The sequence below is a fragment of the Dyella jiangningensis genome (assembly GCF_003264855.1).
GTDB lineage: Bacteria > Pseudomonadota > Gammaproteobacteria > Xanthomonadales > Rhodanobacteraceae > Dyella > Dyella jiangningensis_C.
Window position 1 is genome coordinate 2,112,342 of record NZ_NFZS01000001.1, and the last position, 24,652, is coordinate 2,136,993.

Here is a 24,652-nt window from a genome sequence, read left to right on the forward strand (position 1 = left end):
GTCGTTCCTGCGGGCAATAACGCGGCGGGTCATGGCGACTTGACCTCGAAGGTCATGGGCGCCGCGTGCATCGGCCCTCTAAGATGCCTCATGGCCGCCCGACTTCCGCTGTCCCCGCCACCTCCCGCGCCCACCTCGCGCGCAGGCATCCTGCTGCGTGAATGGCGGGCCGCCCGGCGCATGAGCCAGCTGGATCTCGCGCTAGCCGCCGATGTGTCGACACGTCACCTCAGTTGCGTGGAGACCGGCAAGTCGCAAGCGAGCCAGGACATGGTGATGCGCCTGGCCGATGCGCTGGAGATGCCGCTGCGCGAGCGCAACGCCTTGTTGATGGCGGCGGGTTATGCGCCGAGCTATCCGGAGACCGCGTTGACGACACCGGCGCTTGCGCAGGTGCGTCGCGCCACCGAGTTCATCATCGGCCAGCAGGAGCCGTATCCGGCCTTCGTGCTGAACTGCCATTGGGACATCGTGATGGCCAACGAGGCGGCGCAGAGGATCACGGGTTTCCTGCTGCGCGACGGCCGGCAGCACGGCAACATGATCCGCCATTTCTTCGATCCCGAAGGCTTGCGCGCCGCCGTGGTGAACTGGGAGGAAGTGGCGGGCGATCTCGTTCGCCACCTGCACAGCGATGTCGCATCGGCGCCTTCCGACAGCGTGTCGCGCGCGCTGCTGGACGAAGCCTTGTCCTATCCCGGCGTGCCGGCACGCTGGCGCACGCGCGAGCCTGGCACGACGCCATCGCCTCTGCTCACTACCGTGTTCCGGCGCGATGGCGTGGAGCTGCGCTTCTTTTCCACCTTCACCACGTTCGGTACGCCGCGTGATGTGACCGTGGATGAGCTGCGCATCGAATGCTGCTTTCCCGACGACGAAGCCACCGCGGCGTTTTGCAGGAAGCAGGCCCCGGGCGCCTAAGCCTGCGCGGCGCAGAACGTTCGCCGGTACTGCGTCGGGGAGGTGCGGTAGGCGCGCTGGAAGTGCTGACGCAACGTGACCGGCGAACCGAGCCCGATCGCCATCGCGATGCGTTCCAATGGCAGAGGCGTGGTCTCCAGGAGGCGCTGCGCTTCGCTCAGGCGCTGCGACAGCAACCAGTCGCCGAAGCTGCTGCCGGTCAGCTGGCGGAAATGGCGGGTAAAGCTGCGACGGCTCATCGCCGCCTTCTCCGCCATGGCATCGAGGCTGTGTTCCTGGTCGAGATGGCGCTGCACCTGTTCCAGCAGCCGCGCCATGCGACGGTCCGTCGGCGCTTCGGGCACGGGTTGTTCGATGAACTGTGCCTGCCCGCCGCGGCGGAAAGGTGGTACCACCATGCGCCTCGCAATGCTGCTGGCCATGTCCGCGCCAAACATCTGGCGCACGAGGTGCAGGCAGCAATCGATGCCGGCGGCCGCGCCGGCCGAGGTCACGATGTTGCCTTCGTCGACGTAGAGCACGTCGGCATCGACTTCCACGTCGGGAAAACGCTTGGCCAGATCACCCGCCCAGTGCCAGTGCGTCGTGGCCTTCCTGCCATCGAGCAGGCCGGCGTGGGCCAGCACATACGCACCCAGGCAGAGACCGACGACACGCTTTCCGCGCGCGGCGACGTTCCGCAGTTGCTGCAGCAAGGCGGCAGGCGGCACTTCGTTCGAGTCGCGCCAGGACGGCACGATCACGACGTCCGCGTGAGCGAGTTCTTCCAGTCCGTAATCCATGCCGATGGAAAAGCCGGCGGCGCTGGTGATGCGGCGGCCTTCCGCCGAGCACACGCGCAGGCGAAATGGCGAGCGGCGTTCCGGCGTCGATGACTGGAACACCGCACAGGGCACGGAGAGATGAAAAGGCAGGATGCCTTCGAAGGCGACGACGGCGATACGGATGCGACGCATGGCAAGAAATCCCGGTGGCCCGATTGCATCGATAATTGTCCTTCGGGCCACTCGTGTGCAAGTGCCCGGCGGCGCACCATGCACGCCATCCAAACTCACGCAAGGAGCTGTGCCATGGCTGTCTCTCCCCGCCGCGCGCTGATCGTGGTCGACGTGCAGAACGAATATTTCACCGGCAACCTGCAGATCGAATATCCGCCGTCCTCCGGTTCGCTCGCCAACATCGCGAAGATCATGGACGCCGCCACGGCGGCCGGTATCCCGGTGGTCGTGATCCAGCAGGATTCACCGGCCAGCGCGCCCGCGTTCGCCGTGGGCAGTCATGGCTGGCAGTTGCACGACGAAGTCGCCAGGCGCCATCGCGACGCGCTGTTCAACAAGCCGCTGCCCAGCGCCTTCAGCGAGACCGGCCTGGCCGCATGGCTGGAAGCGCAGGGCGTCGACACCGTCACCGTGGTGGGCTACATGACCCATAACTGCAACGACACCACCATCAAGCACGCATTCGATCGTGGCCTGGCGGTGGAGTTCGTGCACGACGCCTCGGGCGCGGTCTCGTATGCCAACCGTGCCGGCTATGCCAGCGCCGAGGAAATCCATCGCGTGTTCAGCGTGGTCGAGCACTCGCGCTTCGCGGCCGTGCTGAGCACGGAGGAATGGATGCATGCGCTGGCGACGGGCGCCGTGCCGGAGCGTGGCGACATCATCAGCTCCTATCGGGCCGCGCAGGCACGCAAGACGTCAGTGGCCGCCTGAGGGAGCGATCTGGGCCAGCGGCGTGAATTCCCTCCACAGGCCCGGCTGTCCGGGCAGGTGGGCCAGCTGGCTCACGGTGCGCAGGAACTGCGGGCGCGGGTATTCCACCGCGCCCAACTGCAGCAAATGCGCATTGGTGACCTGCGCATCGATCCAGGGGAAGTCCCACCGGCGCAGCAGTTGCGCGAGGGCGGTGAGCGCGACGCGCGAACCGCCGCTCTCGCGGCTGAACATCGACTCACCGCAGAACAGGCGGCCAACCGCGATGCCATAGATGCCGCCGACCAACCGCTCTTGCTCCCACACCTCCACGCTGTGCGCATGCCCGAGCAGGTGCAGGCGCGTATAGGCATCGACCATGGCAGGCACGATCCAGGTCCCGCTCTGGCCGGGCCGGGGCGCGGCGCAGGCCTTCACGACGTCGCCGAAGGCGTGATCCACCGTGATGCGCCATGACACCTGTGCGAGACGACGGCGCAGGCTTCGGTTGGGTTTCAATGCGGCGGTATGGAAAACGCAGCGCGGATCAGGCGACCACCACAGCAGCGGCTCGTCTTCGTTGAACCAGGGAAAGATGCCCTGCGCATACGCCGCCAGCAGGCGGCGCGGTGACAAGTCGCCGCCGAAGGCGAGCAGGCCGTTGGGCTCGTCCAGTGCCTTGCGCGGGTCGGGAAAATGCTCCGGCTTGGCCGTATCGAGCAGGGGCAGTCGAATCATGGCGCCTGGATATTCGGTAAGGCGAAGCCGGGAAGAGAGGTACATGCTACCGGCATGGGGATGTGGTTAGCATGTTCCACCCTTGCAGCCCCCGGAAATTGGCATGCGCTGTCGCGACTTGTGTTGGATGGTGTTGTTCGCTCCGGCGGCGATGGCGTCCTCGCCTGCCATGGATCCGGCGCTGGCCGGCCGCATCGACGCCGACGCGCAAGCGGTGCTGCAGCGAACCGGTACGCCGGGCGCCACCCTGGCCGTCTATCGGGATGGCGTGCCTCTCTATGTCCATGCCTATGGCCTGAGCGACCGGGAGCGAAAGACACCAGCCGCCGCGTCGACCCGCTACGAAATCGGCTCGATCACCAAGCAATTCACAGCCGCCGCGATCCTGCAGCTGCAGGAGGCCGGCAAGCTTGATATCCATGCCACGCTGGCCACGTACCTCCCCGATGCGCCGCATGCGAAGGAAGTGACGCTGATACAGCTGCTTTCCCATACCAGCGGCATGCCGGAATACCTCGACGGCGACGACGTGGAGACGTGGGCGGTCAAGCCGGCGACGTTCGCGCAGATCATGGCGCGCATCAAGGATCGTCCGCTGGATTTCCCGCCCGGCACGCGGTGGTCCTATTCCAACAGCGGTTATGTGCTGCTCGGCCGGGTGATCGAGGTGGCGTCGCACGAGTCGTACGAGCACTACGTGAGGACGCACTTGCTGGCGAAGGCGGGCATGGGCCAGACGATCACGGTCGCGGAGGAGGCGCGCGCGCCGGCCATGGCGAAGGGCTACCGACATACGAATGGCAAGCTCGAGGCTGCGCCGACCATCCATGCCACCGTGGGCTGGGCCGCCGGCAATCTCGTATCCACCGTGGCGGACCTCGAACGCTGGAACATGGCGCTGCAGGGCGGAAAGATCGTCAGCCCCGCGGATTACGCGCTGATGGCGACGCCGGCGACGGGAAGTACCGACTACGGACTGGGGCTGTTCGTCGATACGCTCGACGAACAGCCGCGCGTCGGCCATACCGGCGGTTCGTTCGGCTTCACCACGTCGAACCAGTATTTCCCGAAGCAGGGCATCCAGATCATCGCGTTCACCAACGTGGGCGACAATCCGGAGCCGGGCCAGATGCTGGTGTCCGCCACGTTCGAGGCGCTGTACCCGGACATCGCCGCGGCCGCGCGCAAGCCGGCGGCCGGCGAGAACACCGCAACGACGGAGGCGGTGCGCAAGGCCTTCGCAAGGTTGCAGGGCAGGGGCGCCGATCTTTCCATGTTCGATGCGAGATTGAAGGCGAAGATGGGCGACGGCCTTTCCGAGCGCATGGCCAGGCAGTTGTCGCCGTTCGGCGAGCCGTCGTCCTTCATCTACAAGGGCCAGCGTCCGGACAAGGAAAAGAACAGGACGTGGAACGATTACCGGATCGAGTTCGGCCCCGGCAACAGTCTTCCCTTCGGCGTGGAGCTGGATGCCGAAGGCAAGGTCGCGGGCATTTCCGTCGGCTGAAAAATCTCAGGACGACACGTGCGCGTAGGGGCTGTGTTGCAGCAGCTCCCTGGCGTAATCGTCGATGGCTTCCGCTTCGTGCGTCAGCGCCTGGCGCACGGCGTCGCGGAAACTCCCGTTCACCAGGTAGTGGCGCGAATGCGTGCGCACGGGCAGGAAGCCGCGCGCGAGCTTGTGTTCGCCTTGCGCGCCCGGCTCGAAGCGCTGCAATCCGTGGCGTATGGCGTGCTCGATGCCCTGGTAGTAGCACAGCTCGAAGTGCAGGCCGGGCACATCCACCGCGGCGCCCCAGTAGCGGCCATACAAGGTGTCGTTGCCTTGCAGGAACAGCGCCATCGCGACGATCTCATGGTCCATCCGTGCCAGCGCCACCTGCACGGCATCGCCCAGCGTCTCACCCAGGGCGGCGAAGAAGGAACGCGTGAGCGCAGCATGGTTGCCCTTCGCGTCGAAGGTGGCTTCGTAGAGCGCGTGGATGCGGCGCCACTCGCTCGTGCCCAGGCTGCCGCCGCCACGCATCTCGATGGAGAGCCCGCTTCCGGCGACATGGCTGCGTTCCTGCCGGATGTTCTTCCGTTTCTTGTGGTTGAGTGCGGCGAGGAAACCGGCGAAATCCGCGTGCCCATGGTTATGCCAGTGGAACTGTACGTCCGAGCGTTCGAGCCAGTCGCCATCGAAAGCGGCCAGCTCGTCGTCGCGAAGAAAGTTGGCATGCACGGACGAGAGATTCAGCTGTTCGGCGAGCCCTTTCATGGCCTTGGCGAGCAGGGCGTGGCGCGCCTGCGCGTGCGGTCCCCGTCCCGCGAGCAGGCGCGGGCCGGGCACGGGCGAGTAGGGCACGGCGTTGAGCAGCTTGGGGTAGTAGTCGCCGCCGGCACGCTCCCATGCACTGGCCCAACTCCAGTCGAACACGAACTCGCCGTGCGAATTACCCTTGAGGTATAGCGGCGCGGCGGCGATCAGTGCGTCGTTTTCGTAGAGACCGAGATGATGCGGGCGCCAACCCCAGTCGGGACGGACGCAGCCGGTGCGCTCGAGCAGGGAAAGAAAGGCGTGCGAGACGAACGGGTTGTCGTCAGGCCGCAACGCGTCCCACGCCGTGGCGGGGATGCCGTCGATGCTGTCGTGGAAGCGGGCTTCGATCACGTGACTCTGAATTCGCCGAACCGTTACATCCTCGTCATTCCGGCGCAGGCCGGAATCCAGTTGCCGCTGGGTACGGTTATTGCGAAAGACTTCAGTATTGTCTTTTCGCGAAAACTCAGGACCGTCGCTACTGGATGACCGGCTTCGCCGTTGAAAAAGCACCTCCGGCCTGCGCCGGAATGACGATCAAAGACAGGCCGGCGCATCTTCGGAATCACCGAACGAATGCGCCGGAAAGGTGAGCCATCAGCTCGCCGGACCCTGCTGATCCAGCCAGCGCTCGGCATCGAGAGCGGCCATGCAGCCGAAGCCAGCCGATGTCACCGCCTGGCGGTACACATGGTCGGCCACGTCGCCGGCGGCGAACACGCCCGGCACCGAGGTCATCGTGGCCATGCCGGCCAGGCCGCTGCGGATCTTGATGTAGCCATCGTGCATGTCGAGCTGGCCGTCGAAGATGCCGGTGTTCGGCGTATGGCCGATCGCGACGAAGAAGCCGGTGACCGGGATGTCGCGCGTCGTGCCCGAGTTGACGTCCTTCACGCGCACGCCGGTGACGCCGGAGTTGTCGCCCAGCACCTCATCGACGGTGTGGTTCCAAATGAGCTCGATCTTGCCGGCGGCGGCCTTCTCGAACAGCTTGTCCTGCATGATCTTCTCCGCGCGCAGCTTGTCGCGGCGATGCACGAGATAGACCTTGCTGGCGATGTTGGAGAGGTACAGCGCTTCTTCGACCGCGGTGTTGCCGCCGCCGATCACCGCCACTTCCTGCTCGCGGAAGAAGAAACCGTCGCAGGTGGCGCAGGCGGACACGCCGCGGCCCTTGAAGTGTTCCTCGCTGGCGATGCCGAGGTACTTCGCGGTGGCGCCGGTGGCCACGATCAGCGCGTCGCAGGTGTACTCACCGGAATCACCCTTCAGGCGGAACGGGCGCTGCTTGAGGTCCACCGTGTGGATATGGTCGAACACCATCTCGGTCTTGAAGCGTTCGGCATGTTCGGCCATGCGCTGCATCAGCGCCGGACCCTGCAGCCCCTCGACATCGCCCGGCCAGTTGTCCACCTCGGTCGTCGTCATCAGCTGGCCACCCTGCTGCAGGCCGGTGATCATGGTCGGCTTGAGGTTGGCGCGCGCGGCATAGACGGCGGCGGTGTAACCGGCGGGACCGCTGCCCAGGATCAGCAGGCGGCTGTGCTTGGTGGCTGTGTTCATGCGTTCCTTCTATCCGCCGACGGGGCGGTGGTGTTCTGGATGGGTGGAATCCGGCGCCGGTCGCCCTGGCGACCATGCTTCGGCGAATGGTGTTTCGGTGCGCCCCTATATGGAGGCTCCGAAGCTGGTTTTCATCAAGACAGGGCCTATCCCTTTGACTTTGCTGCAAGTGCGCAAAGGTGGTCTGCTCGCGCAGCGTAGCGGGAATGTGAAAACGACCTGCCCGTCATGGTTATAATCCTTCGGTTTGCTGGCGACTTGAACAGTCTTTCGCTCCATCCCTTGCAACGGTTTCTTCAGGCCGTATCGCAGGTGACGGAACGAGGCGTCCGAACCCGCAAGGATGGGGAAGACGCGGGGCCGATTCAAGGCTGCTGGACAGGTTTGCCCGGCCATGTCACGGCGGGGCGTCGTTGCCACTTGAAGCTTTTCCACAGGATCCACTCCCCATGCGTATCGGTATTCCGTCCGAAACCAAGACCCTCGAGGGTCGTGTCGCCCTTATTCCCGCCGCTGCCGCCGACCTGGTGCGCCGTGGCCATGAAGTCTTCATCCAGTCCGGCGCCGGCGAGAAGAGCGGCTTCTCGGACGAGGCCTACGCCAAGGTCGGCGTGAAGCTCGTGCCGGACGCTGCCGCCCTGTACGAAGCCGGCGAGTTGATCGTGAAGGTGAAGGAGCCGGTCGCCGGCGACCTCGCCCTGCTCAAGAAGCACCACCTGCTGTTCTGCTACCTGCACCTGGCCGCCGAGCCGGAGCTGACCAAGCGCCTGCTCGAGATCGGCCTGACCGGCGTGGCGTTCGAGTCGGTGGAAGAAAACGGCGGCCTGCCGCTGCTGCTGCCGATGTCGGTGATCGCCGGCCGCATCGCCACCCAGATCGGCACGACGCTGCTGCATCGTCCGCAGGGCGGCAAGGGCAAGCTGCTGGGCGGCATGGCCTCCACCCCGCGCGGCAAGGTCGTCGTGCTGGGCGCGGGCGCTGCCGGTGGCAATGCCGCCGCGCTGGCCGCCGCTGCTGGCGCCAACGTCGTGGTGTTCGACAAGCGTCATGACCGCCTCGCCGAGATGATGGCGATGGGCCCGAACGTCACCGCGCTGTACGCCTACGAGTCTTCGGTGGCCGAAGAAGTCGCCACGGCCGACCTCGTGGTCGGCGCCGTGCTGATCCCGAGCGCCAAGGCGCCGCGCGTGGTCACCGAAGCCATGGTCAAGACCATGGAAAAGGGCAGCGTGCTGGTGGACATCTCCATCGACCAGGGTGGCTGCTTCGAGACCTCGCGTCCGACCACCTGGAAGGAACCGACCTACGACGTGCACGGCGTGACCCACTTCTGCGTCACGAATATGCCGGGTGCCGTTCCGCAGACCTCGTCGGTGGCGATTTCTGCCGCTATCCTGCCGTACGTGCAGCGTCTGGCCGCCGGCAACGAATGGCGCCAGTTCGAACCGCTGCGCGGGGGCATCAACGTCGAGAACGGCGAGCTGGTTCATCCGGCGCTCAAGGGCATGATCTAAGGTCTAGCCTGCCGTTTCGACGGATGTAACAAGGGCCGGCCGCCTTCGAGGCGGCCGGCCTTATGACAGATCATAGGAAAAGGACCACGGTGCCGCGTAGCGCGAACGTCAAGAAGGAAAAGAAGCAGCGCGAGGGGCTCAGCGAAGAGCTGAAGCGCCGCCTGCGCGAGGCCGGTGCGCTGCTTTTGTTGCCGCTGGCGCTGTATCTGCTGGTCTGCCTGTTCAGCTACAACGACCAGGATCCGAGCTGGGGCCATGTCGGCACGGTCGAGCACGCCCGCAACTTCGGCGGCTCCATCGGCGCCAACATCGCCAACGTGCTCCGCTACATCTTCGGTGTGGTGTCCTATTGCTTCCCGCTGCTGCTGCTGTTCCTCGGCGTGCAGGTGCTGCGCCATCGCGGCGAGCGCACCGTGCAGCCGTGGGAGCCTTCGCTGCGCCTGATCGGTTCGGTGTTCTTCTTCATCACCGCGCCGGCGCTGCTCTATCTCAATTTCAATGACGAGCCGGTGCTGCCCCAGGGCGTGGGCGGCATCATCGGCATGTGGGTCGGTCGCGGCCTGCTGAGCGCGCTGGGCGACAAGGGCGCGCCGCTGCTGCTGCTCGCGCTGTTCCTGGTGGCGGTGACGCTGGCCACCGGCCTTTCCTGGTTCAAGGTGATGGACCTGACCGGGCAGGGCGTGCTCAAGCTTGCCGGCTGGTTCGGCGGCAAGCTGCGCGAGGCGCCGGAAGTGCTGGCCGCCCGGCAGGCGCGCGCCGAGCGCGAGGTGGTCAAGAAGACCGAGGCCGTGAAGCAGGCCAAGCGCGAGCCGGTGCGCATCGAGACGCCACCGCCGCCGGTGGTCAAAAGCGAGCGCGCGAAGCTGGAAACGCAGATCCCGCTGTTCACCGGCGCCTCGGTGCCGGGCGAGCTGCCGCCGCTGTCGCTGCTGGATGAGGCGCCGCCGCAAGGCCCTGGCTATTCCGAGGAGACGCTCGAAGTGCTGTCGCGCCAGGTCGAGCTCAAGCTCAAGGATTTCCGCATCGAGGCGAAGGTGGTCGGCGTCTATCCGGGCCCGGTCATCACCCGCTTCGAGCTGGAGCCGGCCGCGGGCGTGCGCGGTTCGCAGGTGTCCAGCCTCGACAAGGACATCGCGCGCGGCCTTTCCGTGGTCAGCGTGCGCGTGGTCGACGTGATTCCGGGCAAGAACGTGATCGGCCTGGAAATCCCCAACGCCAAGAAGCAGATCGTCTATCTCTCCGAGATCCTGCGTTCGGAGAAGTACGACCAGATGAAGTCGCCGCTCGCGCTGGCGCTGGGCAAGGACATTGCCGGTCGTCCGTCGGTGGCCGATCTGGCAAAGATGCCGCACCTGCTGGTGGCCGGTACCACCGGTTCGGGCAAGTCCGTGGCGGTCAACGCCATGGTGCTGAGCCTGCTCTACAAGAGCAGCCCGAAAGACGTGCGCATGATCATGATCGACCCGAAGATGCTGGAGCTTTCGGTCTACGAAGGCATCCCGCACCTGCTCGCGCCGGTCGTGACCGACATGAAGCAAGCGGCCAACGCGCTGAACTGGTGCGTCGCCGAGATGGAGCGCCGCTACAAGCTGATGGCGGCGGTGGGCGTGCGTAACCTCGCCGGCTTCAACAAGAAGGTGAAGGAAGCCGAGAACGCCGGCCAGCCGCTGCTGGACCCGCTGTTCCGTCCGAACCCCGAGATGCCGAACCTGGCGGCCGAACCGCTGGAGCCGCTGTACCACATCGTGATCATCATCGACGAGTTCGCCGACATGATGATGATCGTCGGCAAGAAGGTCGAAGAACTGATCGCCCGCCTCGCGCAGAAGGCGCGTGCCGCCGGCGTGCACCTGATCCTCGCCACGCAGCGTCCATCGGTCGACGTGATCACCGGCCTGATCAAGGCCAACATCCCCACGCGCATCGCGTTCCAGGTGTCGTCCAAGATCGACTCGCGCACGATCCTCGACCAGTCGGGCGCGGAAACGCTGCTCGGTCACGGCGACATGCTCTACCTGCCGCCGGGTACGGCCACGCCGGACCGCGTGCACGGCGCCTTCGTGGACGACCACGAGGTGCACAACGTGGTGAACTGGCTGAAGGCGCAGGGCTCGCCGCAATACATCGAAGGCGTGCTGGAAGAGGTTCAGGCCACCAGCGACGGCAAGTTCATCAACGACTCCGGCCTGCCGCAGGACGGCGAGGAAGGCGGCGACGCCGACGCGCAGCTGTACGACAAGGCCGTGCGCATCGTCACCGAGACGCGCCGCGCCTCGATCTCCGGCGTGCAGCGCCACCTGCGCATCGGCTACAACCGCGCCGCCCGCCTCATCGAGCAGATGGAGCAGGACGGCGTGGTGAGCGCGCCGCAGCACAACGGCAACCGCGAAGTGCTGGCACCGCCTCCGCCGAAGCATTGACCGGAGAGACACCGCCGCTCTTGACTGTCATTCCGGCGCAGGCCGGAATCCAGTCGCGATGTTGCCGGGTCTTCGCCCAAAGACGGCGCGGCTGCCTTTCGCGACAAACCCGCCTTGCGGCAACTGGATGACCGGCTTCGCCGTTGTAAAGCGCCTCCGGCCTGCGCCGGAATGACGGCTCAGAGAACCGTGCGATTTGCCGTTAAGCTTTCACTCTCCAGAATTCGCCCATCCGCCTACCCTCCAGGGCACCTATGAAACGCTCGCTTCTTCTCGTTGCCGCCACCTTCGCCTTCGCGCTGGGCAGCTTCGCCCACGCCGCCGGTCCGGCGCGCACCCGGCTCGACGCCTTTGCCAACGGCCTGCATTCGCTGACCGGCAAGTTCTCCCAGACCATGACCGATGCCAACGGCCATCCCGGCAAGCCCAGCGCCGGCACGCTGGCGCTGCAGGCGCCGCGCCAGTTTCGTTGGGAGACGCTGACGCCTTCGAAGCAGACCATCGTGGCCGATGGCAGCCGCGTATGGCTGTACGACCCGGATCTGGAGCAGGTGACGGTTCGCGTGCAGAGCGCCGAGGAATCGCACAGCCCGCTGACCGTGCTCACCGACGTGAAGCAGATGGACAAGGACTTCAACGCGGTGGAGCAGGGCGAGCATGATGGCCTGGTGTGGCTGCGGCTCACCTCCAAGGCCAAGGACCCGCAATTCGACTACGCCGACCTCGGCTTCGACGCCAATGGCCTCGCGCGCATGATGTTCCGAGACCAGCTGGGTGCGACGACGGACATCCGCTTCTCGGGCTGGCAGCGCAACGTGGATGTCCCTGCGTCCACCTTCAACTTCGTGCCGCCGCCGGGCGCCGATGTGATCGGCGACCTGCCGGTCATCCAGACCCAGCCGATCAAGAACTGACCGGGCCATGTTGCGCCAGCTGCCGCGCTGGGCCTGGATGGGCGGTGGGCTGCTGGCATTCATCGCCGGCAGCATCAACACCGTCGGCTACCTGTGTTTCCGGCACCAGCCGATCACGCATCTGACGGGCACCAGCACCGAGCTGGGCATCGCGATGGCGAACCTGGATGCTGGCGAGATCCTGCACTGGGGTTTCACCATCGGCGCGTTCCTGCTGGGCGCGGTGCTGAGCGGTTTCATCGTGCAGCAGCGCACGTTGCAACTTGGGCGGCGCTACGGTGTGGTGCTGATGATCGAATCGGCGCTGCTGTTCGTGGCGGCCCCGCTGCTGCACAACGCCAGCGACCTTGGACTGTATCTCGCCTCGATGGCCTGCGGGCTGCAGAACGCCATGGTCAGCACGTATAGCGGCGCCACGTTCCGCACCACGCATCTCTCGGGCATCTTCACCGACCTGGGCATCTACGTGGGCCAGCGCCTGCGAGGGCTGGAAGTGGATCGCTTGCGCATCCAGGTGTGTCTGCTGGTGGCCAGTCATTTCATCGCCGGCGCCGCGGCAGGTGCGCTGGGATTCGCCCTGTGGCAGGAGCGCGTGCTGCTGGTGCCCGCTGCCGTCACCGGCACGGTGGGATTGGGCTACACGATCTATCGCCATCGCATGATGCGCGAGGGCTGAGCGCGCGCGAGCGCTTATTCCGCGGCCCTGGAGCGGTTGCGCCCGTCGTGCTTCGCCCGGTAGAGCGCACTGTCCGCACGCGACAGCCACTGCGAGAGCGATTCGCCTTCCTGGTAAGCCGCCACGCCGATGCTGATGGTGACGACAATGGCCTCGCCCTCGTGCTCGAACGGGGCGCCGGCGATGCTGCCGCGGATGCATTCGGCGATGACCATGCCCTGCGTCAATCCGGTGTTGGGCAGGCAGATCACCAGCTCCTCGCCGCCATAGCGCCCGACCAGGTCGACACCGCGGCACTGCATGCGCATCGCGTGGGCCACATGGTGGATCACCGCGTCGCCCACCAGATGGCCATACGTATCGTTGATGGCCTTGAAGCCATCGAGATCGAGCAGCGCGATGCAGGCTTCGCCTTCGCGCGACTCCTTTCTCACTTCCTCGGCGAGTTCGAAGAAGCGTCGACGGTTCAATGCGCCGGTCAGCGAATCGGTGCTGGCCAGCTCGTCCAGCCGCTGGTTGGCGATCAGCAGATCCTGCGTGCGCAGATCCACCTGTTGCTGCAGCTGCTGCGCCTGGCGGCGCAGGTACAGCGTGCGCAGCTGGGTCACCAGGTAGAGCAGCGCGAGCAGCAGCGCGCCGAAGCCGACCAGGGCGGCGATGGTTTCGTACCAGCGCGGCTCGATGCCGACCGCCAGCGCGCTTTCGATCACGCGCGGCTGCATGCCATGGGTCTGCGCGCGCAGCCGCAGCACATAGTCGCCGTGCGGAAGATTGGTATAGATGGCCGTGGGCTGGCTGCCGCGGGGGATGGTGATCCAGTCTTCGTCCAGCCCGTCGAGGCGATAGCTGTAGGTCGTGTCTGCGGTCGCCTGGAAATCGAGCAGCGCGAAGTCCACGCGCAGGCTGCGGTTGTGCGCGGTGAGATGGAACGATTCGCCGGGACGCGGCAGCCGTCCGAACGGAAGCGGGTTGCCATTGATCGCCGCCTGCGTGACCGCGAGCGGCGCATCGGTGGATTCGGGCGGCTGCCAGTCCGGCCGCAATATGGTCAGTCCGCCCAAACCGCCGAACAGCAGTTCGCCGTCGGGTGCGCGCGCCGCGGCGGCGTATACATAGCTGGCGACATGCAGGCCGTCGCGCGCGCCCAGGTTGTGCACGGCATGGGTGTTGCCGTCGATCATCGAGATGCCGTTCGGCAGGCTGACCCACAGGTTGCCCTGGTCGTCGGACAGTGCGGCGTTGATGTTGTCGCTGGTCAGTCCGTTGCTGGTGTCGAAGCGCCGGAAGCGATAGGGCTCGCCGCCCGTGTGCGGCTCCAGCATGGCGAGGCCGCCGTACGTGCCGATCCAGCGATTGCCCTGCGGATCGGTGGTGACCGAGCTGGCGAGGTTGTTGGGCAGGCTGGTCGGGTCGTCGGGGCGATTGAGCAGGTTCTCGAAGTTGCGATCCTGCGCGCCATTGGCCGCGATGCTGATGCCGCGGCCGGTCACGTACCAGACCTGGCTGCCGACTCGCGTGATCAGTCGCACGGTGTCGCTGGCAAGGCTGCGCGGGTCGTTGGGGTCGTTGCCGAAGTGGGTCAGGGCGCGCGTGCGCAGGTCGTAGCGGTAGACCCCGTCATAGGTGGCCACCAGCAGGCGCTCGCCATCGGGCATCAGGTGCAGGACCGGCGAAGCCTCCAGCGCCGGCACGACCGAACTCTGGATCTGGAACGTCGCCGGGTCCACTCGCGCCAAGCCCTGCGTGCCGACCCAGATCGCCCCGTCATGTGCTTCGGCGAAAGCCTGCACGTCGCGCCGCGTCTGGTCACCGTCCAGGTGAAGGTGGCGGATCATGCCGTGATCGAGGTCGATGACGTCGATGTTTCCCGCATTCATGCCGAGCCAGATGCGTCGGCGCGAATCGACGAAGATGGTGCGCACGTTCGAGCTGGCGAGCGCGCGCCCGTCGTGCGTGGAGGGCAGCAGGGTGAAGGCCTTGCGCGCGCCGGCGTTGCTGCGTGCGACGCCCAGGTCGGTGGCGGCCCAGATGTTGCCCGAGCGATCGCGCATGAGCGCGCGCACGGCGTCGCCGGGCAGGGAGGAGGGCATGGCGGTGTCGTGGGTGATCGCGCGCAGCGTCCCGTCGCTGGGCGTATAGGCCAGCACGCCGTTGCCGTCGGTGGCCAGCCACAGCGTGTCCGGATCCACTTCGACGAAGTCACGCACCGTGGCGCGTCGTTCGCGATTCGGCTGCAACCCGCTGAAGCCCACGACCGGATGCCAGTGCTCGTCGGCATCGCGATAGACGGCGCCGGCCTTCGTGCTGCCCACCCACAGGCGCCCGGTGCGGTCCTCGTCCAGCGCCCAGATGCCATCGTCGAGCACGGCGTCCACGGCGGCGTTGCCCGAGGGGCGTGGCGCGCGTTCGAACGCGTGCGTGCCGCGCCGCCTGACGAACAGGCCGTTGTTGTTGCCCAGCCACAGATTGCCCGCGCGATCTTGCAGGATGCTGAAGTTGCGCGGCGATGTGTCGGCCCCGGTGGGTACGACGACGATCTGGTTGGTGCGCAGGTCGAGATGGTCCAGGCCGCGCTCGCCCGCGATCCACACACCGTCGTTGCCGTCGCGCGCGAGCGCATAGATCTTGCGCGAACTGGTGCCGCCCTTGCCGACCGGGTACGTGTGGAAAGCGTTGCGCAGGGGATCGAAGCGGCTCAATCCACCCGAGTTCGTGGCCACCAGCAGCCCGCCATCCGGCAGGGCCAGCAGGGCGCGCACGTAGGTGTCCGGAAGATCGGCCTTGGGGCCGCCAGTCGCGGTGAACACCTGCATGCGGTAGCCGTCGTATCGCACCAGGCCGCTCTGCGTGCCGATCCATACGAGCCCGCGCTGGTCCTGCGCGAGCGCCGTCGTCAGCGAATGCGGCAGCCCATCGTTGACACCGACCCGGTCGAACCAGGGCATGTCGAACGGCGACCACGGATCCTCGGCGGCATGCGCGCGGGGCGATAGTCCTGCGAACAGCAGGAGCAGCCAGCAGCAGCGGAGGAGCCGGCTCAGCGGCGTGGCCATTGGCGACGGGGACATGCGCGCGGCAAGCACCTGCCGCATGCGGGCGCGTGGTCCGGGACGGCAGCTCGCTTGTATCGCCATGGCCTTCGCCCCACCGATATCCCCGCAGAAAACGCCCTGGGCGTCGATCGCATGATAGCGGCTGGAAGGCGATTTCCCGATATGCCCTATGATCGACGGATGACTGCACGACCGGTGTTACAACGTTGCGTCGCTCCGGACGCCTGCGTATCGAGTGTTTCCCAGGCTGGCGTCGTGTCGTTCGGGCGATCGTTCCCATGCGGCTGTTGATCGTCGAGGATTCGCCCACGCTGGGGCCGGACTTGCGCATTGCGCTGACCCGCGATGGCCATGCGGTCGACCTCGCCGTCGATGGCGCCCAGGCGCTCGCGTTCGTGGCCTCCTATGCGTATGACGTGGTGGTGCTCGACCTGATGCTGCCCAAGGTGGATGGCTGGTCGGTGCTGCAGCGGATCCGCCAGGGCGAAGGCAGCCCGGGCGTGCTGGTGCTTTCCGCGCGCGACCAGGTGGCCGACCGCGTACAGGCGCTCAACCTGGGTGCCGACGACTACCTGGTGAAGCCTTTTGCCTACGATGAACTGCTCGCGCGCGTGCTTGCCGTTTCGCGGCGCGGGCAAGCGCAGCAACCCTTGCTTCGCGCTGACGCGCTGGAGGTGGACTCACGCGCCCGCCTGGCGCGCGTCAACGGCCAGGTGCTGGCGTTGACGCCCAAGGAATATGCGTTGCTGGAGGCCCTGCTCGTGCAGCGCGGCACCGTGCTGGCGCGGGGCGAGCTGTTCGAGCGGCTGTACGACGCGCGCAGCGAAGCGTCCGACAAGGTGATCGAAGTGCTGGTGAGCACGCTGCGTGCCAAGCTGGCGCGCGCCGGCTTGCCCGAGCTGATCGAGACGAGGCGTGGATTCGGCTATGTCGTGGCGTAACTGGCTGCTCCGATCCATCCACGGTCGCCTGCTGCTCACGCTGTGCGTCGGCCTGAGCCTGCTGATGGCGCTCATGTTCGTATCGCTCGACTACAGCATCGACCGCAAGATCTACCAGCGGCTCGACGACGATCTGCTGCAGCGCGCGCGCGGTATCGCGGCGCTGCTGGAAACGCCGCCCACCGATGTGGCGATGGCCCGCCTGCAGACCCTGCATCCCGCCTACGCCGGCGGTGGTCACACGGAGTACCTGCAGGTGTGGGATGCCGAGGGCCGCACCCTGGTGGTGTCCGGCAGCAACGCGGCGGGCCGTCTCGAGTTGCCGTCGGGCGTGAAAGCCAACGAGCCGCTGTTCTACGACCTCGCCTTGCCCGACGATCATCGCGGCCGCGCCGTGGCCTTGCGCCTGTTGTTCCCCGGTACGAGCACGCCGGCCACGCTGGCGGTGGCCGAGGAGCGTGAGCATGTCGACCGTTTCGAGCGCAGCGTGCATGTGGCGCTGTTGGTGGGCGTGCTCGCCACCGCGCTGTCGGCGGCACTGCTTGCCATCATCACGGTGCGACGTGGCCTGCGACCACTGCTGGCATTCGGCGAGGCGGCGCGTACGCCGGATGAAACCCCGCATCTGCCGCAGAAGCAGCTGCCGCGCGAGCTGACGCCTTTCGCCGAAGCACTCAACGGCGCCTTCGATCGCCTGCACGAAGGCATGGAGCGCGAACGGCGCTTTTCACGCGACGTGGCCCACGAATTGCGCACGCCGCTGGCCGAAATGCGCGCCGCGCTCGAAGTGGCGCAACGCGACCCCGCGCGATCGATGTCGCTGGACAACGCCAACGCCGCGATCGACCGCATGCAACGTTGCATCGACAGCCTGCTGGCGGTCTCCAGCTACGAGTCGGGCCTGGCGCAACCGGAGCTGGAGCCGATGGACCTGGTGCCCTTGCTGCGCCGGTCGATGGGAGCGGATGCACGGCTCGACGCGGCCTTGCCCGCGGAGGCCTGGGTGCAGTCCGATCCCGCCTTGCTGGAGCGCGTCCTCGACAACCTCATGGTCAATGCACGCGAGTACGCCGCGGTCGGCAGCCGCATCGAGGTGTCCCTGGCCAAGTCGCAGGGGCAATGGTTGTTGCGTATCGGCAATACCGCGCCCGAGCTCACGGAAGCGGACCTGCCGCATTTCGGCCAGCGTTTCTGGCGCAAGTCGCCGGCGCGCGAGGCCACGCGGCATGGCGGCCTGGGCCTGGCGCTGGCCGGCACGCTGGCTGCCGTGCTTTCCACCGGGTTGCGCTTCGAGCTGCGCGAAGGTGTGTTGTGGGCCACGCTGGGCCCGTTGCCGGATATCGAATCGATCTCGGCCTGATGCCGTGTCACGACCGCGCCGTCGCAGTCGCTTGATGTGATCCCGAGTTTAAGCAGAACCAAAGCTTCGCATCCGAAGCTGGCCGTTGGCTGGGCATCGGGCATGTCTCGATGACCTTGCCCCGTGCCATTGTGAGAGATGTCATCATGTCTGCTGCCCGTTACACGCCATGGATGCGTCGCCTTCATTGGGCGATCGCCTGGTTCATCGTCTTCGCCCTCGTGTTGATCGAAACCAAGGGCTGGTTCCCGAAGGGCTCGACCGCGCGTACCGCGGTCAAATGGGGCCACATGCAGTTCGGCATCGCCGTGCTGCTGTTGATGGTGCCTCGCCTGCTGGTCCGCCTGCGCCATGCCGCGCCGCCGATCACGCCCGAGCCGCCGCGTTGGCAGGCCGCGCTGGGCAAGCTCGTACATCTCGCGCTGTACCTGCTCGCTTTCGCGGTGCCGCTGCTTGGCGTATCGATGATGTTCGTGGCCGGCAAGCCGTGGAACCTGCTGGGCCTGCCGTTGCCGGTGTCCGCCGTGCCCGATCCCGATCTCGCGCACACCCTGGAGGGCATGCACGAGACCGTCGGCAATGTGCTGATGTGGCTCGCCATCGCCCACGTGGCCGCCGCGGTGTTCCATCACCTCGTGCAGCGCGACGACACACTGCTGCGCATGCTGCCCGCGGAGCGGAACCGCTTCCGTTGACGATGGCGCGATGCCATCGCCTGCGACGCGCTGCCGCGGCGATGGCCTGGTCGTCTTAAGCGGCTTCAAAGCTCGCGCTTCGGATACTCGCCAAAGAGTTGCCTTGGGAGAGTTCCATGCGTCGTTGGTTGGCCGGCTTCGGGCTGGCGTCCCTGCTGGGTACGGTGGCCTGGGCGGCCGAGCCGGTGGCTGCGATATCGACGGCGCGCGTCGCCCGCGTCGATCGCATGCCGCTGAAGCCGTTGCCGGTCACCGTCAAACTTCCGCTGGAAGGAACGGCGGTGGTGGTCACGCCCCTGGGCGGCATCGCGCTCGACGTGCTGGTGCGCGAAGGCGATACGGTGAAGCGCGGCCAGGCCCTGGCGCGCCTGCAGAGCCGGGAGGCGATGACGCTAGGCGCTGAGCTGGCATCGGCGCAGGGCGCCTATCGCGTCGCCGCGGCGCAGGCGGAACGCGACCAGCAGCTGCTGAAGGAAGGCATCGTGCCGCAGGCGCGGGTGCAGGCCAGCCTTGCCTCGCGCGATGCGGCGTCGGCGCGCGTGCGCGAACTGCAGGCGGCGCGCGCCTGGGCGCCTGCAGCCACCGGCGCGGGCATGGGCGTCTACGAGTTGCGCGCACCGATCGATGGTCGCGTGGTCGAGCGTGCATTGCAGCCGGGCGGCAGCTACGACGCGCTCGCCAAGGGCTTCGTGTTGATGGCCGGCCAGCGCGTGATGCTCGAACTGCGCGTGCCCGCGTCGCAGGCGGCACAGGTTCGTCGTGGCCAGGAAGTACGTACCCGCGAAGGTACCGTCGCGCGGGTCAGCGAAACCGGCGGTGCGCTCGACGCCGCCAGCCAGACCGTGCTGGTGCGCGCCGAAGGCGAGGCCGGCGGTCTGCTGCCCGGCATGCAGACCAGCGCCACACTCTGGTTGCCCGCAAGCTCCGACGCCGTTGCGGTACCAAACCAGGCGGTGATGGGAGAGGGCGAATCGCTTCGCGTATTCGTGCGGTCCGCTGCGGGGTTCCGGCCGGTCGAGGTGACGCCCGTTGCCCGCGACGGCGATGCGCAACGCATCGTGCGTGGCAGCCTCAAGCCGGGCGACGAGGTGGCCACCGGCGCGCTCGATGCGCTGAACGCGCGCACGACCACGGAAGGGCCGTGACATGCTGCAGCGACTCATCGCGTTCTCGCTCGCGCAGCGGCTGCTGGTGCTCGTCGTGGCCGTGGGGCTGGCGGCGGCTGGCGTATGGGCTTTCCTGCGCCTGCCGATCGACGCCTATCCGAACATCGCGCCCACCCAGGTCAAGTTGATCCTCAAGGCGCCCGGCATGACGCCGGAGGAAGTGGAAAGCCGCGTGGTCGTGCCGCTGGAAATGGAGCTGCTGGGCGTGCCCAACGCGGTGATGTTGCGCTCGACCGCCAAGTACGCCATCGCCGATATCACGCTCGATTTCCAGGAGGGCACCGACATCTACTGGGCGCGCCAGCAGGTCGCCGAGCGGTACGCGGGCGCATCGGATGCATTGCCAGGCGACGTGAGCGGCGGGCTCGCGCCGATGTCCACGCCGCTGTCGGACATGTTCATGTTCACCATCGAAGGCGGGCATCTGTCGCTCGCCGAGCGGCGCAGCCTGCTCGACTGGACCATCCGGCCCGCGCTGCGCACGATTCCCGGCGTCGCCGATCTCAACGCACTCGGCGGCGAAGTCCGCAGTTTTCTCGTGACGCCGGATCGTTCGCGGCTGTCTGCGGCGGGCCTGCATTTTCGTGACGTCGTCGATGCCATCGAACGCAACAACCGCAACGATGGCTCGGGCCGTTTGCGTGACGGCGGCGATGCGCTGATCGTGCGCGCCGCGGGCGCCATCGCCACGCTGGATGATCTGCGGCAGGTGGTGGTGACCATGCGCGGCGACGTGCCGATCCGCGTGGGCGATGTCGCCAAGGTCGGCTACGGCGCGCTGACGCGTTACGGCGCCGTCACCCGCGATGGCGAAGGCGAAGCCGTGGAAGGGCTGGTGGTCGGCCTGCGTGGCGCGGATGCCTCGCAAACCGTGTCCGCCGTGCGTGCACGGCTGGCCGAACTGCAGCGTGGCCTGCCTGCCGGCGTGCGCATCGAAACCTTCTACGACCGCAGCGGCCTGATCAAGCGCGCCGTCGGCACCGTGCAGAGCGCCCTGGTCGAAGCCAGCGTGCTGGTGGTGATCCTGCTGTTGCTGTTCCTTGGTGACGTGCGCGCGGCGCTGGTGGTCTCGGTGACCTTGCCGCTGGCTGCGCTCGGCACCTTCCTGTTGATGCACCTGGTCGGCATGAGCGCCAACCTGATGAGCCTGGGCGGCCTCGCCATCGCCATCGGCATGCTGGTCGATGCCGCCGTGGTAGTGGTGGAAAACACGGTGAGCCGCCTGTCGCCGCCGGAGCATGGCGAAGTCGCGCCGCTGCCGCGCCTGCATTGCGTCTACCGGGCTGCGCGCGAAGTCGCGGTGCCGGTCACGGCGGGCATCGTCATCATCGTGCTGGTGTTCGCGCCGCTGCTGAGCCTGCAGGGGCTGGAAGGCAAGCTGTTTGCGCCGGTGGCGCTGACCATCGTGTTTGCCCTGGCGACCTCGCTGCTGCTGTCGCTCACCGTGATCCCGGTGCTTTGCTCGCTGATCCTGCGTGAAGGCGCGCATCGCGAGCCTTGGCTGATGCGCCAGCTCGAACGTGGCTATCGCCCGCTGCTCGACTGGTCGCTCGCGCATGGTCGCGCCATGGCGGTGATCGCCACCGTCGGCCTCGGCGTGGGCGTGGTGGCCTATCTCGGCACCGGCAAGACCTTCATGCCGACCATGGACGAAGGCGACATGCTGGTGCAACTGGTGAAGCCGGCGTCGGTCTCGCTGGAAACATCGCGCGACCTCGACCTGAAGATCGAGCGCGCCATCAAGGCCCGGCTGCCGGAAGTGGAGCACGTGGTCGCGCGACTCGGCTCGGACGAGCTCGGCCTCGATCCGATGGGCCTCAACGAAACCGACATGTTCCTGCAGCTGAAGCCGCGCAAGCAGTGGCGCGGCCCGGACAGCGCATGGCTGGAACAGCAGCTGCGCGACGTGATGAGCGCGTTTCCCGAGGTCGAATACGGCTTCACCCAGCCCATCCAGATGCGCGTCTCGGAGATGCTCACAGGCAGCCGCGGCGACGTGGCGATCAAGGTGTTCGGGCCCGACCTGCAGGTGCTCAACGAACTGGCCAATTGCATCGCCGGCGTGCTGGAGCGCACGCACGGCAGCCAGGACGTGCTCGCGCAGACGCAGGAAGGCATGCGCTATCTCGGCGTTCAGGTCGATCGCCAGGCGGTCGGTCGCTACGGGCTGGATGTCACGGCCGTGCAGGACGAACTCCGCGCCCAGCTCGAAGGAAGCCAGGCGGGCGTGGTGATCGAACAGCAGCGCCGCACGCCGATCCTCGTGCGCGGCGACGAACGTGTCGCCAACGCGCCGGAGCGCTTTGGCCAGATCAGCGTCGCACGCGGCGACGGCGGCGAGGTGCCGCTGGAACATCTCGCCAAGCTTGAAGCGACCAGCGGTCCGGTGCAGGTGCGCCGCGAGAACGCCTCGCGCTACGCGCTGGTGCAGGCGAACGTCAGCGGGCGCGACCTGGTCGGTTTCGTCGATGAAGCGCGCGCCACGGTGGAACGCGACGTCCATCTGCCCTCGGGTTATCGCGTCAGCTGGGGCGGGCAGTTCGAGAACCAGCAGCGTGCCGCGGCGCGGCTCGGGCTGGTGGTGCCGGCCGCGATGGGCATGATTTTCCTGGTGTTGTTCTTCACCTTCGGCGCCGTGCGCGAGGCCTTGCTGATCCTCTGCAACATTCCCTTCGCCCTCGTCGGTGGCGTGGTCGCGTTGTGGGTGTCTGGCCAGTACCTGTCGGTGCCCGCGTCGGTGGGCTTCATCGCCTTGCTCGGCATCGCCGTGCTCAACGGGCTGGTGCTGGTGTCGTTCTTCAACCAGTTGCGCGAAGCCGGCATGCCGCTGCCGCAGGTCGTGCGCGAAGGCGCCTTGCGCCGGTTGCGCCCCGTGCTGATGACGGCCTCCATCACCGCGCTCGGGCTGGTGCCGCTGTTGTTCGCCAGCGGCCCCGGCTCCGAAGTGCAGCGTCCGCTGGCGGTGGTGGTCATCGGCGGCCTGGTGACATCCACCGCGCTGACCCTGCTGTTGCTGCCCGTGCTGTTCCGACGCTTTTGCGCCACGAGATAAGCCATGCCGAACGAACTCAAACGATTGACCCTGGTGGCGCCGCGCGCGCTTGAAGAAGACCTCGTGTCCGTCTTGCTGGAGATGCATCCGGCCTTGCCCGGCTTCACCACGGCGCATGTCGCCGGCCATGGCGAAGGCTTCGAGCGGGCCCGGGTGGTGGAGCGGGTGCAAGGGCGCATCGACCGCGTGCTGCTGTGGCTGGTATTGCCCGCCGAGACCGTGGACCGCGTGCTGGCCCGGCTTTGCGACGTGCTGCCGCAGAGCGAAGTGGTGTGGTGGGTCGAGCCGGTGGAAACGATGGGGCGGCGGGCATGAAGCGATGCATGGCGTTTTTGCTGTTGGCCGGTTGCACCGTCGCGCACGCCGCCGACGCGGACGATCCGATGTTGCCTCCCGCCGAACTGGTGTTGAGCGCCATCGGCCATACGCCGGAGGTGCGTCGCGCCGAAGCCAACCTGGGCATGGCCGATGCGCAGGCACGCATGCGCGCGTCCGGCAGTTACGAAGGACAGGTCACCGTGATTCCCCAGCGCCGTCGCGTGGAAGGCGACCGCACGTACAACGAGTGGGAGCTGGACGTGACGCGTTCGATCCGCCTGCCGGGCAAGGCCAGGCTGGATCGCGAGATCGGCGCCAGCGGGCGGCAGGCTGCGCAGCTTTTGCTGGAAGATGCGCACCACGCGGCTGCCCGGCGATTGTTGGCCGCATGGTCGGACTGGCAGCGGGCGAGGGTGGAGCGCGAGCAGATGCAGCAACTCGTCGACATCGCCCGCCGCGATCGCGGTGCGGTGGCGCGACGCGTGGCGCTGGGCGATGCCGCCGAACGCGAGCGTCTCGCCACCGAATCCGCCTTGGCCCAGGCGCAGGCGTCCCTGATGCGCGCGCAGTCGGCCCAGGCGCAGGCGGAGCTGGCGTGGCGCAGCGTGTTTCCCACCTTGCCGCTGCCCGGGCGCGAAGCGGGCAACGCGTATGCGCCGCCTGCGTTGCAAGGCGACGACGAGAACTGGGTCAAACAGATCGTGGCGCGCAGCCATGAAGTGGGTGCGAGCGAAGCGCTGGCGCGCCAGAAGGATGCGGAGGCACGCCGCGCACGCGCCGATCGCGTGCCCGATCCCAGCGTTGGCATCCGCATGCTCAACGACCTCGGTGGGCGCGAGCGCGCCTACGGCGTCGTGCTGGGCATCCCGCTGGGTGGCAGCTATCGACAGGCCGAAGCCGCGAGGGCGGGCGCCGACGCGCTGGCGGCCGAGGCGGATCTGGCGGTCGCGCGGCGTGATATCGAGCAGGGCGCGCGCACGGTGGTGGCCTCTGCGCGGGCCAGCCATGCCATCTGGGAAAGCCAGCGCGACGCGCTGCAGGCCGCGAGTGCGAGCGCGGCGAAGGCGGCGCGCGCCTATGCGCTCGGCGAAGCCGGTATCGCCGAACTGCTGGCCGCACGTCGTATCGAACAGGAAACAATGCTGGCCGAGCGCCAGGCCGCCATCGATGCACTGGAGGCGGTGACGCGCGTGCAGGTCGACGCGCACGCCATCTGGCATCGCCATGACGGCGATGGCGACGAAACGCCGGCGTCCGGCATGCCGGCACTGCCCGATCTCGGGGGATGATCAACGTCCCGGCTTCGCCTCGCCCGGCATGGCACACTG

The 24,652-nt window shown here is 67.2% G+C and carries 19 protein-coding genes; 14 read left to right on the forward strand and 5 right to left on the reverse strand.

Features of this window, described 5'->3' with window-relative positions; translation table 11 throughout:
- Positions 1–90: 90 nt before the first annotated feature.
- Positions 91–921, forward strand: coding sequence for a helix-turn-helix transcriptional regulator (locus CA260_RS09465; protein ID WP_111982470.1), 831 nt, complete (start codon positions 91–93; stop codon positions 919–921).
- Here CA260_RS09465 and CA260_RS09470 read toward each other — a convergent pair.
- The gene (locus tag CA260_RS09470) at positions 918–1,877 is read right to left on the reverse strand and encodes a GlxA family transcriptional regulator (RefSeq protein ID WP_111982472.1); all 960 of its coding nucleotides are present in this window, start codon (positions 1,875–1,877) and stop codon (positions 918–920) included. The genes CA260_RS09465 and CA260_RS09470 overlap by 4 nt on opposite strands.
- Before the next feature lie 114 nt (positions 1,878–1,991).
- On the opposite strand from CA260_RS09470, the gene CA260_RS09475 reads away from it, so the two are divergent.
- Positions 1,992–2,633 (forward strand): cysteine hydrolase family protein, encoded by a 642-nt coding sequence (locus tag CA260_RS09475; protein ID WP_111982474.1) that lies wholly within the window; start codon positions 1,992–1,994, stop codon positions 2,631–2,633.
- Here the strand turns inward: CA260_RS09475 and aat are convergent.
- Positions 2,619–3,350, reverse strand: a complete 732-nt coding sequence (aat, locus tag CA260_RS09480; protein WP_111982476.1) for a leucyl/phenylalanyl-tRNA--protein transferase — start codon at positions 3,348–3,350, stop codon at positions 2,619–2,621. The two genes, CA260_RS09475 and aat, sit on opposite strands and share 15 nt — an antisense overlap.
- A gap of 103 nt (positions 3,351–3,453) precedes the next feature.
- Here aat and CA260_RS09485 point away from each other — a divergent pair, with 103 nt between their 5' ends.
- Positions 3,454–4,857, forward strand: coding sequence for a serine hydrolase domain-containing protein (locus tag CA260_RS09485; protein ID WP_111982478.1), 1,404 nt, complete (start codon positions 3,454–3,456; stop codon positions 4,855–4,857).
- 6 nt (positions 4,858–4,863) lie between these two features.
- On the opposite strand, the gene CA260_RS09490 is transcribed toward CA260_RS09485, so the two are convergent.
- Together CA260_RS09490 and trxB are read right to left on the reverse strand one after the other, a co-directional pair.
- On the reverse strand, positions 4,864–6,003 hold the full coding sequence (locus CA260_RS09490) for a GNAT family N-acetyltransferase (RefSeq protein WP_111982480.1): 1,140 nt from the start codon (positions 6,001–6,003) through the stop codon (positions 4,864–4,866).
- A gap of 246 nt (positions 6,004–6,249) precedes the next feature.
- On the reverse strand, positions 6,250–7,215 hold the full coding sequence (gene trxB / locus CA260_RS09495; RefSeq protein ID WP_111982482.1) for a thioredoxin-disulfide reductase: 966 nt from the start codon (positions 7,213–7,215) through the stop codon (positions 6,250–6,252).
- A 449-nt stretch (positions 7,216–7,664) separates the two neighbouring features.
- Here trxB and ald point away from each other — a divergent pair, with 449 nt between their 5' ends.
- The 4 genes from ald to CA260_RS09515 all read left to right on the forward strand — a co-directional run bounded on the left by ald (position 7,665) and on the right by CA260_RS09515 (position 12,739).
- Positions 7,665–8,729: an alanine dehydrogenase gene (ald, locus tag CA260_RS09500; protein ID WP_038618750.1), complete on the forward strand. Its 1,065-nt coding sequence runs from the start codon at positions 7,665–7,667 to the stop codon at positions 8,727–8,729.
- An 89-nt stretch (positions 8,730–8,818) separates the two neighbouring features.
- Positions 8,819–11,149, forward strand: coding sequence for a DNA translocase FtsK (locus CA260_RS09505; RefSeq protein ID WP_111982484.1), 2,331 nt, complete (start codon positions 8,819–8,821; stop codon positions 11,147–11,149).
- 254 nt (positions 11,150–11,403) lie between these two features.
- Complete coding sequence (gene lolA / locus CA260_RS09510) at positions 11,404–12,063, forward strand: outer membrane lipoprotein chaperone LolA (protein WP_111982486.1); 660 nt, start codon at positions 11,404–11,406, stop codon at positions 12,061–12,063.
- 7 nt (positions 12,064–12,070) lie between these two features.
- A complete protein-coding gene (locus CA260_RS09515; RefSeq protein WP_111982488.1) occupies positions 12,071–12,739 on the forward strand; it encodes a YoaK family protein in 669 nt (222 codons plus the stop codon).
- Positions 12,740–12,753: 14 nt separating this feature from the next.
- Here the strand turns inward: CA260_RS09515 and CA260_RS09520 are convergent, their stop codons facing one another.
- Positions 12,754–15,807 (reverse strand): ligand-binding sensor domain-containing diguanylate cyclase, encoded by a 3,054-nt coding sequence (locus CA260_RS09520; RefSeq protein ID WP_238149662.1) that lies wholly within the window; start codon positions 15,805–15,807, stop codon positions 12,754–12,756.
- Between the two features lie 263 nt (positions 15,808–16,070).
- On the opposite strand from CA260_RS09520, the gene CA260_RS09525 reads away from it, so the two are divergent.
- The 7 genes from CA260_RS09525 to CA260_RS09555 all read left to right on the forward strand — a co-directional run bounded on the left by CA260_RS09525 (position 16,071) and on the right by CA260_RS09555 (position 24,613).
- Positions 16,071–16,733: a response regulator transcription factor gene (locus tag CA260_RS09525; protein WP_111982492.1), complete on the forward strand. Its 663-nt coding sequence runs from the start codon at positions 16,071–16,073 to the stop codon at positions 16,731–16,733.
- Entirely contained in the window at positions 16,720–18,093 is a 1,374-nt protein-coding gene (locus CA260_RS09530; RefSeq protein WP_111982494.1) for a histidine kinase dimerization/phospho-acceptor domain-containing protein, read from the forward strand. The genes CA260_RS09525 and CA260_RS09530 overlap by 14 nt, the downstream gene beginning before the upstream one ends.
- A 146-nt stretch (positions 18,094–18,239) precedes the next feature.
- Positions 18,240–18,788, forward strand: coding sequence for a cytochrome b (locus CA260_RS09535; protein ID WP_111982496.1), 549 nt, complete (start codon positions 18,240–18,242; stop codon positions 18,786–18,788).
- A gap of 116 nt (positions 18,789–18,904) precedes the next feature.
- Entirely contained in the window at positions 18,905–19,933 is a 1,029-nt protein-coding gene (locus tag CA260_RS09540; protein ID WP_111982498.1) for an efflux RND transporter periplasmic adaptor subunit, read from the forward strand.
- Position 19,934: 1 nt separating this feature from the next.
- Complete coding sequence (locus tag CA260_RS09545; protein WP_111982500.1) at positions 19,935–23,006, forward strand: efflux RND transporter permease subunit; 3,072 nt, start codon at positions 19,935–19,937, stop codon at positions 23,004–23,006.
- A gap of 3 nt (positions 23,007–23,009) precedes the next feature.
- Positions 23,010–23,321: a DUF3240 family protein gene (locus CA260_RS09550; protein ID WP_111982502.1), complete on the forward strand. Its 312-nt coding sequence runs from the start codon at positions 23,010–23,012 to the stop codon at positions 23,319–23,321.
- Positions 23,322–23,329: 8 nt separating this feature from the next.
- The gene (locus tag CA260_RS09555; RefSeq protein ID WP_172461768.1) at positions 23,330–24,613 is read left to right on the forward strand and encodes a TolC family protein; all 1,284 of its coding nucleotides are present in this window, start codon (positions 23,330–23,332) and stop codon (positions 24,611–24,613) included.
- Positions 24,614–24,652 lie beyond the last annotated feature (39 nt).